The sequence below is a fragment of the Nonomuraea sp. NPDC050691 genome (assembly GCF_040654455.1).
Lineage (GTDB): Bacteria > Actinomycetota > Actinomycetes > Streptosporangiales > Streptosporangiaceae > Nonomuraea.
The window spans coordinates 1-15,016 of sequence record NZ_JBFAIA010000031.1 but is presented as its reverse complement, the minus strand read 5'-3'; the positions used below and the strand labels follow the sequence as shown (position 1 = coordinate 15,016).

Genomic DNA, 15,016 nt, shown 5'->3' with positions numbered 1-15,016 from the left:
CTATGACCCGGCGCCGTCGCTCCCCAGGTCGGCCACGCTGACCACCATCCGCACGTGGGAGCCGTCGGCGGCGTCCATGGCCTGCGGCAGGTCGGAGATCATGACGCGGGCGCGGCTGGCCAGGATGCGCCGGCGCAGATGCCACGGGTCGAGCTCGACCGGCACCGGCCAGGCCACTCCCCCGGCGGCGATCACCGCGTCGGTCGCCACCAGCAGGTCGGGCCCCACCGGCAGGCAGATGAGCACCGAGTCGCCCGCGCGCACGCCCCGCCGCCGCAACTGCGCGGAGGCCGTGGCCGACCGCTCGTCGAGCTGCTCCTCGGTCAGGCCCACGCCCGTGCCCCAGTCGACCATGACGATGCGCTCCTCCATGCCGCCACGGTAGGTGCCGGCCGCCGACCGTACATGAGGCGGATTATGCAGATCGCTATGCAGAAACGCCCAGATGCTGGGTCGCCCAGACCGCGATCTGCGCCCGGGAGCTGTAGCCGAGTTTGTCCATGATGTTGGCGATGTGCCGGGCCACAGTCGCGGGGCTGATCACCAGTTCCGCGGCGATGGCCCGGTTGGACAGGCCACGGGTGAGCAGCGTGGCGATCTCCTGCTCGCGCGCGGTCAGCAGCATCCGCCGGACCGCGCCCCGTGACGCCGGCCCCACCGGCACCGCCCCGGTGTCCACGCCCGTGCCCGTCCTGGACCCGCTCCCTCTGGAACGGTCCGCCTGCGGGCTCCCCGCCACAGACGCACCCGCAGCCGCAGCCGCGGAATCTCCCACGTTCTCCCCGTCGCCCGCGTCCACCGCCTGGGCCACCCGGGCCAAGGCCGCATGGGCCGCATGGGCCGCATGGGCCGCATGGGCCGCATGGGCCGCATGGGCGGCGGCGGCCGCGTAGGTACCGCAGGAGGTGCACGTCGTGGTCGCCCGCGGCGCTCGTTCCCGGCCGGCGAGGAGGTGGCGGGCGACGTCGAGGGGATCGGCCGCCCGGCCGCCCGCCCACAGCGCGGCGGTACGGGCCTCGCCCAGCCTCGCGCTCGCCCGGCCCAGCAGCTCCTCGACCCGAGTGCCGGCGGAGCGCTGGCAGATCGCCTCGCGGAGCGCGACAGCCGCGGCGGTGGCCAGCACCGCGCCCTCCAGGTCGCCCTCGGCCTCGGCCAGCACCGCCAGCCCGACCAGGCAGCGGGCCAGCCCCCGGCGCTCACCGGTCCGCGTGCTGAGCGTCAGGCTCGCCGCCAGCCGCTCCCGCGCCACGTCGTACTCGCCCAGCATGGCCGCCACCCGGCCGAGCCTGGCCAGGCACCGGGACAGATCGACCCCGCTGCTCGGCCCGCAGCCCAGCTCCCGCAGCCACGGCACCGCCCGCTCGTAGTGGGCCATGGCCGTCACCAGGTCGCCGCGCGCCTCGGCCACCGCGCCGAGCTGCGCAGCCGTACGGGCCATGATCCAGCGGTGGCCGTGCTCGCGGGCCCGCAGGCACGCCTCCTCGCCGTGGCGCTGCGCCTCGCGCAACCGGCCGCGGACCAGCGCGACCGCCGACAGGCCGGCCAGGGCGGCCGCCTCGTTCCACGGGTCGGCGGCGGCGCGGGCCAGCGCCAGCCCCTCCTGGGCGTGGCGCAGCGCCTCGTCGGGCCGTCCGAGGCGCAGCAGCACCACGACGCACAGGCTGTGCATGACGCCCATGGGGAACGTCCCGGCGCCGCCGAGCCGCCCCATGCTCTCCGTGACCAGCTCCAGTGCCCGGACCAGCTCGTCTCGCGCCTCCAGGCCGTAGGCGAGGTACGCCTTGGCCCGCGCGACCTGCTCGGCCGGCACCTCGCCCAGGTCGAGGGCGAGCAGCCGCTCCACCCAGCCGACGACCTCGGTGGGACCGCTCACGGGCAGCAGGCTCGTGCTGTGGAAACACAGCCACAGGCCGCGCCGCGCGTCGCCGGACTCGATCGCCCAGTCGAGCGCCGCCCGCTGGTCGTCGGCCAGGGCACGGCCCGCGTCGAGGGCGGCCAGCCGCCGCGACCACGGCAGGCGCGGCTCGACCAGTTCCTCGAAGAAGTGGCGTTCCTGCAACTGGCAGAGCACTTCGAGGTGGCGTCCGCGCACCAGCTCACGCTCGCCCGCCTCGCGCAGCCGCCCCGCCGCGAACCGCTTGATGGTTTCCAGCAGGTGGTATCGGCCCCGGCCCTCTTCGCGCAGCACCAGCGACTTGTCGACCAGCCCGCCGAGCAGGTCGAGGATCTCAGCCTCGGAGACGGGCGGCTGGGCGCACACCCGTTCGGCCAGCTCCAGGTCGAACGGGCCCGCGAACACCGACAGCCGCCGCAGCAGCACCTGCTCGCGCGGCGACAGCAGGTCGTGACTCCACTCGATCGCGGCCAGCAACGTGCGCTGCCGTTCGGGTGCGGTCCGGCCGCCGGTGGTCAGCAGGGAGAAGCGGTCGTCGATGCGGTCGGCGATCTGCCCGGGGGTGAGCAGGCTGGTACGGGCGGCGGCCAGCTCCAGGGCGAGCGGGAGGCCGTCGAGCGCCCGGCAGAGCCGCACCACGTCCGGCAGGCTCTCCAGGCCGAGCCGGGCACCGGCGGCCGCGGCCCTCTCCCGGAACAACCGCACGGCCTCGGCGTCGTAGGCGGTCCTGATCGCCTGGGGGTTCCACTCCAGGGCCGCGGTGTACGCCCCGGCTCCGCGCGAACCGACTTCACCCTGCCCCGCCCAGGACTCCCCCGGCCTCCACGAACCGGCCTCCTCCGGCGGCACCGAAGTCTCCCCAGATTTCCGTGAACCGTCCTCGTCCGGCCGGCCCCAAGGCTCCCCGTGTCCGTTCGAACCCGCCTCGTTCGGCCAGGTCCAGGGCCCCCCGGGCCCCTTCCTGGACGCGCATGGCTCCTGCGGCGCGCTTGGGCCTGTGGTCACGTCCCATGCGGACGAGACGGCCCCTTGCGGGCGCCCGCCTCCCTCGGGAAGAGGGAGCCCTGAAGGCAGGGCCTCCCCGCTGGAGCCGAATCCGGACAGGATGACCCCGGAAGGGACAGCGTCCCACCCAGGCGCCGCGCCACCTCCGGACGGAGCCCTCTCCACCAGAGCCCCCTCCAGTGGGGCGTCCTCCACCAGAGCACTCTCCGGCCGAGCGCCTCCCGGCAGGGCGCGGCCCTCCGACGAGGTGTCCGTTCTTGACCGGGCGGCACGCACGACCGACCCGCTCCCTTCCGACCGCGCGTCGGCCACGGCGGCCCCGTCCTCAACCCGCCGGGCCGCACGAAAGAGGGCCATGGGCGAGGAAGCCGCAGGGGCTGGGGCCGCGAACGAGGGACCCGCAGGGGTGGGGCCCGCGAGCGAAGGAGCCTCAGAGGCCGGAGCCGCGGGAACAGGGACCGCACCGGTGGAGGCCGTGGCACGGGAGGGGAAGGCGTCGGCCTGGGGAAGGTGGAGGGGCGGGGGGAGGTCGAGGGGCGGTACCCGCCAGACGATCTCGCCGGCGATACGGAGCGGCTCGCGGCTGGTCGCCAGGATGCCCACCTGCCGGCACGAGGCCACCAGCGCGGCGACGACCCGGGCGCACGCGTCGATCAGATGCTCGCAGTTGTCGAGCACCAGCAGGCATCGCGTGTCGCCCAGCCGGGCGGTCACGGTGTCGAGCAGCGAACGGCCTGGCTCCTCGCGTACGCCCAGCGCCCTGGCGATCTCGCCCTCGACCAGTTCGGGCCGGTTGACCCGGGCCAGCTCGACCAGCCAGACGCCTCCCGGGTGCATCGGCACGAGCCGGGCGGCCACCCGCAGCGCCAGCCTGGTCTTGCCGATGCCGCCCGCTCCGCACAGGGTCACCACCGCCCGCCCCAGCGCTCCCGTCCGGTCGTGTGGGCAGGCTGGGGCGGTCACCTCCGGGAGACGCTGAGGGTCGTGGCGGTCGGCTCCGCCCTGGCGCGGCACCCGGAGCGCCCCGCCGCCTCCCGTGCCCTCATGGCCCGGCCCTGCCGGAACCACGCCGGTCCGCGTGCACACGCGACCCGCCGGAGCTCCCGGCTCCCCCGCGCACGGGCGTACGTCGCCCAGGAGCGCGCACAGGTCGTCGACGTCGCGTTCGCGGCCGACGAAACGGTTGGGCTCGGCCGGAAGGTTGTGCATGCGGGACTGCGGCATTGTGGTCACCCTGCGTCACGGAAGGATCACAGTTTCCCATAGTGTCGCACTTCTCAGAGCCCGAGGGACCTCACGATCGCTCTTTCGTCCAGAACGTGCAGCTCCGGGTCGGCGGAGAGTTTGCGGGCCAGCTCCGGTGCGGCGATCGTGACCGAGATCGCATGCTCGGCGATCAGCACCCGGCAGCAGAGGACCGACGGATCTTGCGCGATCACCACGCTGGAGCCCGCGGTCATCGCGATGTCGACCACCCACAGCCCCTTGAACGGGTCCGGCTGGCCGCTGACAGCGGCGAGCACGGTGTCCCACTCCTCCAGCAGCAACTCCTCGTCGATCTTGCGTAGGTGACCGGTCAGCTCCTCCAACCGCAGGACGCGCCCACCGTACAGGACCAGCGCGGGGCCGCACAGCGGCCCGAAGTCGACCGTGCGCTCGCCCTCCAGATCGCTGAACGGCTGCGAGCCCGGCGCCGGCTCCACGGTGAAGACGTGCTCCACGTCGGTCCTGACCGGGCCCTTGACGCGCTCGGCGATCATCATGCGGGCCGGGCCGCGGGTGTGGAGTGCCGCGACGCCGCCCGCCCAGACGACGGAGTGGACCGCGACGGCCAGCTCGATGCCGAGCGGCAGGTCGATCAGCACCTGTTCGCCGTAGCGGAGTCCGCGGGCGCGCAGTCCGCCCGCCACGCGCGCGACGCGGCGCGCGAACACGCTGCGGGCCAGCACCTGGCCCGTGCGGACGTCGGTCATCGTCGGGTCGCCGTCGTGCTCGGCCGCGGCCCCCATAACCAGCTCCGTCCAGGTCATGGCGCCAATGTAGGGACCCCAGACGGCTGAGGCATGCGCACAATTGTGCATCCCGCTATGTACGTCTGCCCGACGCCGCCTGGGGGGCGCCGAGCCTGTCCCTGTTGGTCCAGGATGGCGTCTTACGTCCTCGGCAGGGCATCCGCACGTGCCATGACCAGGGATCAACTAGACTTGACTGAGCCGCGACATCGCGCGGCGGCCCCCACCGACACAGAGCGAGACGTCATCATGCCCTTGAACAGCCGCGACGACCTGCGGAACATCGCGATCATCGCGCACGTCGACCATGGCAAGACCACGCTGGTCGACGCCATGCTCTGGCAGTCCGGGGCCTTCCGCGCCAACCAGGACGTCGACGACCGCGTGATGGACTCCAACGACCTCGAGCGCGAGAAGGGCATCACCATTCTCGCCAAGAACACGGCGGTCCAGCACGGCGGCATGACCATCAACATCATCGACACCCCGGGCCACGCCGACTTCGGCGGCGAGGTCGAGCGCGGCCTGTCGATGGTCGACGGCGTCGTGCTGCTCGTGGACGCCTCGGAGGGCCCGCTTCCGCAGACGCGCTTCGTGCTGCGCAAGGCGCTGTCGGCCAAGATGCCGGTCATCCTGTGCATCAACAAGGTCGACCGGCCCGACGCGCGCATCAAGGAGGTCGTCGACGAGGTCTACGAGCTCTTCATGGACCTCGACGCGACCGAGGAGCAGATCGACTTCCCGATCGTCTACGCCTCGGCCAAGGCCGGCCGGGCCTCGCTCAACCGTCCCGAGGACGGCGGCATGCCCGACTCCGGCGACCTGGAGCCGCTGTTCGACATCATCAAGTCGACGATCCCGGCCCCGACGTACGACCCGAGCGCACCGCTGCAGGCCCACGTCACCAACCTCGACGCCTCCTCCTACCTCGGCCGTATCGCGCTGTGCCGCATCCACCAGGGCGTGATGCACAAGGGCCAGCAGGTGGCCTGGTGCCGCACCGACGGCTCCATCCAGCGGGTCAAGATCACTGAGCTGCTGATGACCGAGGCGCTGGAGCGCAAACCGGCCGAGGAGGCGGGCCCCGGCGACATCATCGCCATCGCAGGCATCCCCGAGATCATGATCGGCGAGACGCTGGCCGACCCCGACGACCCGCGCCCGCTGCCGCTGATCACGGTCGACGAGCCGGCCATCTCCATGACCATCGGCACCAACACCTCGCCGCTGGTCGGCAAGGTCAAGGGTGCCAAGGTCACCGCCCGCATGGTCAAGGACCGCCTCGAGAAGGAGCTCGTCGGCAACGTGTCGCTGCGCGTGCTGCCGACCGACCGTCCCGACGCCTGGGAGGTGCAGGGCCGCGGCGAGCTGGCGCTGGCCATCCTGGTCGAGCAGATGCGCCGCGAGGGCTACGAGCTGACCGTGGGCAAGCCGCAGGTGGTCACCAAGCTCGTCGACGGCAAGGTCCACGAGCCGGTCGAGCGGCTGACCGTCGACTGCCCGGAGGAGTACCTCGGCGCGGTCACCCAGCTCCTGGCCGTCCGCAAGGGCCGCATGGAGCACATGACCAACCACGGCACCGGCTGGATCCGCATGGAGTTCGTGGTCCCGGCGCGCGGCCTGATCGGCTTCCGCACCGAGTTCCTCACCGAGACGCGCGGCACCGGCCTGGTCCACCACGTGTTCGACTCCTACGAGCCGTGGTTCGGCGAGCTGCGCACCCGTAACAACGGCTCGCTGGTGGCCGACCGCTCCGGCCCGGTCACCGCGTTCGCCATGCTCAACCTCCAGGAGCGCGGCACGCTGTTCGTGTCGCCCACCACCGAGGTGTACGAGGGCATGATCGTCGGCGAGAACTCCCGCTCCGACGACATGGACGTCAACATCACCAAGGAGAAGAAGCTCACCAACATGCGCTCCTCCACCAGCGAGGAGACCGAGAAGGTGATCCCGCCGCGCGTGCTGTCGCTGGAGCAGGCCCTGGAGTTCATCCGCGAGGACGAGTGCGTGGAGATCACGCCCGACGCGGTGCGCATCCGCAAGGTCGTCCTCGACGCCGCCACCCGCAACCGGGCCGCGGCCCGCGCCAAGCGCGCCTGACGCCCGACCGGACGCGGACACGTCCGCGCCGAGCGTTTCCGGCGGCCCCGTTCCGGGGCCGCCGGACCTGTCTCCGACACTGTGACCTGGCCGGACGTGGGCGTGTCCGGCCAGCCGGTCAGGCCCGTACCCGCGTCCTGACAGCCGGGTTCTCCGGCGGTTCGGACAGGTGTGACCACACCGTTACCCCACCACGCAGAACATCCGGCCCTGCCCGTGGATCATCCAGACTGTGGGGAAGCTCCGGATCGTCGTCGCGTTCGGGCTGGCCATGGTCTCGCTGGCGGCGATCCTCTGGTGCGTCGTGGCGGCCCGGCCGGTCGTCGGCCCCATGCTTTCGTCGGGGCCCGAGGTCCCCGACACGTGGGAGCTGACGGCCGGGCGTACCGAGCGCGAGTTCGCGGCCGGGCGTGAGGCCACCACCGAGGTCGTGGTGGGCCGGGCGAGCCGCGCCGACCTGACCGGCGTGCCCGCCGGGCGCATCGACGAGCGGCAGAGCCAGGTCAAGGTGACGATCACGCACCGGCTGCGGATGCGCGCCGCCGACGAGCTGGCCACGACGCTGCGGCAGGGCAGCGAGTTCCCCGGCGGCATCCAGCGCTTCACCGACGACGGGTTCGGCGCGATCAAGGTGCTCGGCGCCGTGCTGGCCCCGACGAAGCGGCTCGCGCCCGTCCTGACCACCTCCGCCGGGCGCACCACGGTCGAGTTCCGGGTGACGATGCTGCGCCAGCTGCAGCCCGGCGAGCTGATGGAGCTGAGTTTCCGGACGCCCACCGGCCGGCCGCTGATCGTGCTGCGGCGCGCGTTCACGGTGTTCCCCGGCGAGTGGACGCCGCTGCGCGTGCAGGGCGTGCGGCCGTCGCGGGAGGATCCGGAGCGGCTGGAGTTCGGCGTCGGGTTCTACCCGGTGACCGTGACGCTGGCCCCGGACTCCTACGGGTTCCCCGACCGCGAGGAGGAGGACGACTTCTCGTGGGCCACCGCGCTCGGCGTCGGCACCGCGGTGGTGCTCGCCTGGTACGTCCTGCGGGCCATGGGGATGGCCTGGTGGCGGCAGACGGCCAACCGCGAGTTCGCGATCGGCCTGGCGCTGGCCGCGCCGTCCCTGCTGATCCCGCTCGTGGCGAAGGAGTTCACGCCGTTCGCGTACGTGATCCTGTTCGGGGCGGTGCCGGCGCTGGCCGTCTGGCACGCCGGGCGGGTCCTGCCGACGAGCCCCCCGTGGACGGTGCGCGAGGTGCTGGGCGTGACGGGCCTCGGCGTGCTGCTGAGTGTGGGCATGCTGTCCTGGTCGTGGCTGCACGAGCAGCTTCCGGGCCGCACGCTGCTGACGGGCGCCGTCATCGCGGCGCTGGCCGCCGCCGGCTCCGCCGTGGGGTTCAGCGCCGACCTCGGCATCCGCATGGTCGCGGTACGGCTGGCCGCGTTCGCCGCCGGGTCGGCCGTCGCTCTGATGGCGCTCGCGCTGTGGGCCCGGGCGCTGGCCGACGGCGTCTACCCGCCCGACAGCGTGCGGCTCGTGCTGGCCCTCGGCTGGGCGCTCATCCCGATCGCGGCGGTCGCCGTGGCCACGCGCCAGTGGTCGAGGCGGGCGGTCGTGGTGGCGGTGGTCGCGAGCTTCCTGGTGCAGGGCTGGCCGACCGAGTGGCTGGACGCCGGGTCGTGGAGCCTGCCCCTCGCCACGCCGGGGATGGAGCCCAAGCTGGGCGACCTGCCGCTGAGCCCGCTGATGCGGGGCGTGCTGGGTCTGCTGCTGCTCGGGTTCGGGCTGCTGGTGCTGCGGCTGCGCCGCCTCGGCGCCTCCCTCCAGGCGGTCAGCATGCCGGCGGCCGAGGGCACGATGATCGCCGGGCTGATGGTCCTGTACCTCACGCCGCGGGGCAGCATCACGATCGCCGACAGCGACGTGCCGCTGCCGCTGCTGTCGATCACCTCGATCGTCGCCTGGCTGGCGGCGCGCTGGCTGCTGGTCACCCCGCACCCGTCGGTGGTCGAGCCGGCCTCTGCCGACGAGCACCGTGAGCTGATCAGGTCCGCGCTGCACAAGCGGCTGCTGCTGATCTCCGAGCAGGAGCTGTACAGGATCGGCCGGGGCAAGATCGGCGCGGGCGAGATGACGATGGACGACTTCGACGAGCGGCGGCAGGCCCTGGAGGAGGCGCTGCGCCTGCACGGACGCGACCCGGAGACCGCCTTCGCCACCGGCGCCGGGTGCCCGCCGTGGGTGAACGGCGTGTACGGCTTCGTGGTGAGCCTGCTGCTGAGCCTGCCGTTCGCGTTCCTGTACGGCCGGCCCAACGGGGTGGATCTGAGCAGCTTCGTGTTCGACACGCGCTACCTGCTGGCGCTGCCCGCCTTCGGGTTCCTGTTCGGCTACTTCTACCCCCGGATCCGCGGCACCCAGCCCATGACCAAGGCCCTCTACCTCATGGCCGCCGCCCTGGTCACCGAGCTGTCCGGCTACCTGTCGGCGCTGGTCGAGCCGGACATCGGCGCGCTGGACAAGGTTCAGGTGGTGGCGATCGTGGGCGGCGAGGTGGCGCTGGTGTGCATCGGGCTCGGGTTGTACTGGGAGTGGCGGCTCATGCACCTGGCCGGGGAGCCGTGGGCACGGGTACGCAACATCCGCAGCGTCCGCAGCCTGGCCACGCCGCTGCTGGCTGTGGTCATCGCGGCGGTCACCACGGCCGCCACCTCGGCCGCCGGCCAGACGGTGGACCGCATCCTCCAGGGCGACGAGCAGGTCACCACCTCGACGTCCAAGTAGGGACGATTCCTACGACCGCGGGTCAGCGCGCCTTCCTGGTGCGCGTGACGTAGCGGAACGGCGATCCGCCCGGGACGGCGAGGATCCCGTCGGCGTCGATGTCCCCGGCGAACCAGACCTCGTCCCTGACGCCGGGGCCCGGGACGGGGAAGGAACACTGGGACTGGCCGTCCGGCCTGAGCAGGACGAGGCGGCCCTCGGTGCTCCACCGGCGTCCGCCGGCTCGTTCGCCCTCCGAGGACACCACGCGGACGTTCTCGCCTCTGCAGGGCCAGACCTCCCATGGACTGGTCTGTAAGATGCGCACTTCCTTGCGCCGCGCCCGCTGCCACATGACGACGAGACCCAGCGTGACCGCACTGGTGCAGGCCAGCATCACGCCCAGGAAGCTCGCCGGCCCTCCCCGGGGTATCAGCCACGCGGTGAGACAGAGCTGGAGCACGAGCGGGGGCAACCCCAGGCGAAGCCCGGCTCTCGCCTCGCCCCTCACGGTGTCCAGCACTCCCGGCGTCTGCGCCGCGGTGCCGGGAAGGATCTGATATCCGTACTCGCGAGCGGTCATGTCTGCCTCCCCATGAGGATCGACGTCTTCTCAGCCGGGCGTCTTCTCCGACGTCAGCACCACGTAGCCGGCGCGGGAGAACCGTACCCGGTAGCCCTCCTGGAGCAGGGCCCGCACGCGGTCCCGCTGCTCGTCGACGCTCGCGAACGGGAACGCGCGCCGGTCCACCTGGGCCACCACCCATGGCGCCCGGCGCGGGGTGCGGTCCCACAGCAGCACGGTGGCGCGGCCGGACAGCGCGGGGGCGAGGTTGTTGGCGGCCTCGACGAGCGCCCCGTCCGGCACGGCGGCCACGGCCGCGGCGGCGGCGCTCTGCCGCGCGTCACGCCGGTAGGAGGCGGGGTCGGCCAGGTCGGCCAGCGCGAAGAACGGCACGGTCGCGACCGCGAACGCCGTCACGCCGGCCGCCCACCCCCGCACCAGCCGCGTGCCCCAGGGAGCCCGCCCGGCCTCCAGGCGGTCGCGCAGGCGGCGGATTCCGTCCACCCCGGCCGCGAGGACGACGACCACGACGAACGCGTTGTAGTGGTACTCCGGCACCCACCAGTTCGGAAAGGAGCTGGCCAGCATCCGCTCGGCCAGCAGGGGCACCGCCATGAGCAGGATCGGCGACCCCAGCGCGGCCAGCAGCGTGATGCCGAGCAGCAGGCCCAGCGTGAGCAGTTTCACGGGCGGGCTGCCGAGCTGCGCCACGACCGCAAGCGGGTCGCTCACCACGGTGCGGGCGGCGGCCCCGGCGTCGGCCCCCAGCGCGCCGTACGCCCAGTAGTAGTCGGCCCGCCCCCCGAACAGCGGGATGAGCACCTGCGAGGCCAGCCACGTGGCCGCCAGGCCGCCCGCCACCAGTGACGCGCCCAGCGCCCGCCACCCGCGCCGGCCCAGCAGCATCACCCCGAACCCGGCGACGAGCAGCCCCATGTCCTCCTTGACGCACAGCAGCGCCAGGGCGGCGAGCACGACGTGGGCGCGCCGCCCGGCCTGCCACCGTTCGAGCAGCAGGCCGGTGAGCAGGGGCGCGAACGCGGCCTCGTGGAAGTCGAACGCGGCCGTCTCCACGACCGGCCACGACAGCGCGTACGCGACGGCCACGAGGTGCGCGGCGCGAACCCCCAGGGCGCGCCGGGTGAACACCCACAGGGGCACGGCGGCCGACGCCAGCAGCACGGACTGGGCGACGAGCAGCGTGGCGGGGCCGTCGTGGATCCAGTAGAGGGGCGCGAGCACGGCCAGGACGGGCGACCAGTGGTCGCCGAGCACGGTGAACCCGGGCCCGAAGTCGTTGTGGACGCCCTTGACCACGGCCACCGGCAGGCCGAGCCGCGAGTAGGACCGGACCGCCTGGTCGAAGATCACCAGGTCGTACGCCCCGGCCCGGAACCCCGCGAACCGCACGAACGAGACCGCGCCGTACAGCAGGGCAGCCACAGCGGTGATCGCCGCCAGGACCCGCCCGTCGCGCCGCCCGGCTCCCGTCTCCGTCACGCCGCCCCGCTCCTCCTGCCGTCGCGCCACCGGCGCGCTCATCGGTCTCCCCCAGGACAGCCGTGACGGATCTCCACAAGCCCCATCATCCCGCCCTGAGCCGGTGGCTGGGGCCGGTCAGCGGCGGCGGGGCAGCTCACTCCCGCGTACGTGCGTGGCCAGCCAGTCGACCAGCGGCGCGTACGCCCGCCAGGTCGCGCGTACCCGTTCCACGACCTCCTTCGTGTGGATCCACGGCTCCGGCGGGAAGCGGCGGCCGGCGTGCAGCGAGCGGTGGCGCAGCAGGTCGATGCGCGGATGGTCGGGCGGGTAGTCGCGGGGCCGGGTCTTCAGCCGGTCGCCCCCCTGCTCGTAGCCGGCCGCCCGCAGCTCGGCGACCACGGCCTCCAGCGGCTCGCCCGACAGGTCCTCGGCGACCGCCGCGCGGTAGCGGGCGACCTGGTCGGGGGCCTGGGTGTAGCAGCCGCCCGCCGTGAAGAGCCCGTCGGCGCCGATCTGGACGTACAGCCCGATGCCCGGCATGCGGTCGACGAAGGCGCCCTGGTGGGTCTTGTACGGCGACTTGTCCTTGGCGAAGCGGACGTCGCGGTGCGGCCGGAACAGGTGGGCCTGCCCGAACTCGGCGGCCAGCTCCTCGGCGAGCGCGAGCATGGGCGCCCGCACCGCCTCCTCGTAGAGGTGGCGGTGCCGGGTGAAGTACGTCTTCGTGTTGTCCGCCTCCAGGCCCTCGTAGAAGACGAACGCCTCGTCGGGGAAGCCGGTGAAACCCATGAGGCCAGCCTGCCATGCCCCACCGACAACGCCCTCACCGCTCCTTCGCGGTCGCGGCGCCGGAGTACGTCCGGCCCGGCAGCGGCGCCCTGCCGTACAGCTCCGACACCGTGACGAAGCGGTAGCCCTTCTTCGCCAGCGTGTCGAGCACCCGGGGCACCGCCGCGACGCTGGTCGGGTGGATGTCGTGCATGAGCACGATGGAGCCGGGGGCGGCGGCGCCGGCGCGGCGCGCCACGATCCCGGTGTCGCGGTCGCGCCAGTCGAGGGTGTCCACCGTCCACAGGATCTGCGCCAGTCCCTCCAGGCGGGCCTGCGCGGCGACGCGGGCGTTCGTCGCCCCGTACGGCGGCCGCATGAGCCGCATGCGCACGCCCGTGGTCCGCTGCACGATCTCCTCGGTGTCGGCCAGCTCGCTCCTGAGCCGCTCGTCGGACATGGCGGTCAGCGGCGGGTGGCTCCACGAGTGATTGCCCAGCTCGTGCCCGTCCTCCACCATGCGGCGGGTGAGCCCGGCGCGGTCGGCGGCCACCATCTCGCCGAGCACGAAGAACGTGGCCCGCACGTGCCGCTCGCGCAGCAGGTCGAGCAGCTTGCCGGTGTGCTCCCCGGGCCCGTCGTCGAAGGTGAGCGCGACGCACTTGCGCCGCCGGCAGTCGACCACGCGGCGGGCGGGCCAGTCGGGCTGGACGGCGGCCAGGCGGCGGGCGAGGACACCGGGGTCGGCGACGGCGGGTGGGCGCGGGGCGGGCGCCCTGGACGCGGTGCCGCATCCCGCCGTCAACGTCGCCAGCGCCGCCACGGCCGTCAACGTCGCCAACGGAGTCGGCAGAGTCGGCAGAGTCGGCGCGCCACACGCGGTCACGGCGGCACCGTGGCTACGGGTAGTCCTGCGCCAGGTTCCCCCGCAGCTCTTTGGCCAGGTCATCCCACCACAGTGGGACATCAGCCTGGAGCTCCGTGAAGCGACGCGCCACCCTTATGGCGCATCCGACCGCGTCCGTACCCAAATGCCGACGTTTGATCGGTCCTTCCTGCCATCGGTAAAACCCGTCCCGGTAGCGGACGACCAGGCCGATCCAGACGGGCAGCGTGACGTCGTCGCCCATCTCGTACGCGGTGGTGACGCCGAGCGTCCGCAGCTCGGCCCGGAGCCGCTCCGTCGCCGCGCGGGCCTCGGTCACGCGTCACCCCCTGCCGGCGATCGGACGCACACACAGGGATGTACCCACCCACGGCCCACAACCGACAATGACATGTCGTCATCATGCGGCTCCGCCGCGTGACAGGGAGGCCGTTCGGCGTTATTGGGACGGCCCGGAGTGGATCAGTGGTCGGGAGCCTCCCGCGGCTCGGCCACCACCATGATCAGACGGAGCTCCTCGTGGCCCAGGTTCGCGTAGCGGTGGGGGCGGTCGGCGGTGAACAGGACGGCCGCGCCGGCCCGGACCAGGTGGCTCCTGCCGTACACGGTGAGGGTCATCTCGCCCTCCAGCACGGTCACCATCTCGCGGGTGCCGGGCGGGTGGGCGTCGCCGTCATGGTGCCGGCCGGGGGCCAGCCGCCAGTCCCAGAGCTCCAGGATCATCGGCTCGTCCGCGCCGACGAGCAGCCGGGCCCGCACGTCGCCCTGGTCGAACGTCACCACGTCGGCCTCCTCGACGATCCGCACCGTCGGCACGTCGGAGACCTCGACGAGCCGCGCCACGGTGACGCCGAGCGCGGAGGCGATGCGGGTGAGGGTCGAGACGCTCGGGTTGGTCCGGCCCTGCTCGACCTGTACGAGCATGCCCCTGCTGACGCCGGAGCGGGCGGCCAGCGCGTCCAGGGTGAGGCCGCGGTGCGAGCGCTGGGCGCGCACGTTGTTGGCGATGGCCTGGGTGATCGTCTCCGGGTCTTCCATGGAGTGCAGTCTAGTGATATCGATTTGCAGTCTGGTGCACCCTGTGTGTTGTACTGGGAGTGCAATCCAATGGACTGGACGGTGAGAGCACATGACTGCGGTGATCCTGGCGACCGCGTGCGCCGTGGTGTACGGCACGGCCGACTTCTTCGGCGGACTGGCCACGCGACGATCGCCGGTGCTCGCGGTCGTGGTGCTCTCACAGCTCGCCGGCCTGGCGATGATCGTGGGGCTGCTGCCGCTGCTGCCCGGGCTGGCGAGCGGACCGGCGCTGCTGTGGGGCCTCGCGGCGGGCCTGGCGGGCGCGGGCGGGCTCGTGCTGTTCTACCGGGCGCTGGCCACCGGCGTGATGTCCGTGGTCGCGCCGGTCGCCGCGGTCACCTCGGCGGCGCTGCCGGTGCTGTGGGGGCTGGCCAAGGGCGCCGCCTCGTGTTCCGGCCGGTTCAAGCGTCCAGATTGGTGCGCGGATGAGGGAAGAGTTTCGTACTGAAAATAGGGATAGCGTTCCCCCGCGCGG

The 15,016-nt window shown here is 72.9% G+C and carries 12 protein-coding genes; 3 read left to right on the top strand and 9 right to left on the bottom strand.

Annotated elements, in window-relative coordinates; genetic code table 11:
* The 3 genes from AB0H81_RS15240 to AB0H81_RS15230 form a co-directional block, all read right to left on the bottom strand.
* Window positions 1–372: an AMP-binding protein gene (locus tag AB0H81_RS15240; protein ID WP_358374399.1), complete on the bottom strand. Its 372-nt coding sequence runs from the start codon at window positions 370–372 to the stop codon at window positions 1–3.
* Between the two features lie 55 nt (window positions 373–427).
* Window positions 428–4,108: a LuxR C-terminal-related transcriptional regulator gene (locus tag AB0H81_RS15235; RefSeq protein ID WP_358374397.1), complete on the bottom strand. Its 3,681-nt coding sequence runs from the start codon at window positions 4,106–4,108 to the stop codon at window positions 428–430.
* Between the two features lie 68 nt (window positions 4,109–4,176).
* Window positions 4,177–4,929 (bottom strand): hypothetical protein, encoded by a 753-nt coding sequence (locus tag AB0H81_RS15230; protein ID WP_358374394.1) that lies wholly within the window; start codon window positions 4,927–4,929, stop codon window positions 4,177–4,179.
* A gap of 231 nt (window positions 4,930–5,160) precedes the next feature.
* Here AB0H81_RS15230 and typA point away from each other — a divergent pair, with 231 nt between their 5' ends.
* Together typA and AB0H81_RS15220 are read left to right on the top strand one after the other, a co-directional pair.
* Window positions 5,161–7,011 carry a translational GTPase TypA gene (typA, locus tag AB0H81_RS15225; RefSeq protein WP_358374392.1) on the top strand — a complete coding sequence of 617 codons (1,851 nt, stop codon included), beginning with the start codon at window positions 5,161–5,163 and terminating at the stop codon, window positions 7,009–7,011.
* 232 nt (window positions 7,012–7,243) lie between these two features.
* A complete protein-coding gene (locus AB0H81_RS15220) occupies window positions 7,244–9,781 on the top strand; it encodes a hypothetical protein (RefSeq protein WP_358374391.1) in 2,538 nt (845 codons plus the stop codon).
* Between the two features lie 22 nt (window positions 9,782–9,803).
* Here AB0H81_RS15220 and AB0H81_RS15215 read toward each other — a convergent pair whose 3' ends face one another.
* The 6 genes from AB0H81_RS15215 to AB0H81_RS15190 form a co-directional block, all read right to left on the bottom strand.
* Entirely contained in the window at window positions 9,804–10,343 is a 540-nt protein-coding gene (locus AB0H81_RS15215) for a hypothetical protein (protein WP_358374388.1), read from the bottom strand.
* A 30-nt stretch (window positions 10,344–10,373) separates the two neighbouring features.
* On the bottom strand, window positions 10,374–11,867 hold the full coding sequence (locus tag AB0H81_RS15210; RefSeq protein WP_358374385.1) for a DUF2079 domain-containing protein: 1,494 nt from the start codon (window positions 11,865–11,867) through the stop codon (window positions 10,374–10,376).
* A 75-nt stretch (window positions 11,868–11,942) separates the two neighbouring features.
* Entirely contained in the window at window positions 11,943–12,596 is a 654-nt protein-coding gene (locus tag AB0H81_RS15205; protein ID WP_358374383.1) for a DUF2461 domain-containing protein, read from the bottom strand.
* A gap of 34 nt (window positions 12,597–12,630) precedes the next feature.
* Entirely contained in the window at window positions 12,631–13,416 is a 786-nt protein-coding gene (locus AB0H81_RS15200; protein WP_358374381.1) for a polysaccharide deacetylase family protein, read from the bottom strand.
* A 58-nt stretch (window positions 13,417–13,474) separates the two neighbouring features.
* Window positions 13,475–13,780, bottom strand: a complete 306-nt coding sequence (locus tag AB0H81_RS15195; RefSeq protein ID WP_358374379.1) for a hypothetical protein — start codon at window positions 13,778–13,780, stop codon at window positions 13,475–13,477.
* 143 nt (window positions 13,781–13,923) lie between these two features.
* Window positions 13,924–14,499, bottom strand: a complete 576-nt coding sequence (locus AB0H81_RS15190; protein ID WP_175604809.1) for an XRE family transcriptional regulator — start codon at window positions 14,497–14,499, stop codon at window positions 13,924–13,926.
* A gap of 91 nt (window positions 14,500–14,590) precedes the next feature.
* Here AB0H81_RS15190 and AB0H81_RS15185 point away from each other — a divergent pair, with 91 nt between their 5' ends.
* Entirely contained in the window at window positions 14,591–14,989 is a 399-nt protein-coding gene (locus AB0H81_RS15185) for a hypothetical protein (protein WP_358374377.1), read from the top strand.
* The last annotated feature ends 27 nt before the right edge of the window (window positions 14,990–15,016 follow it).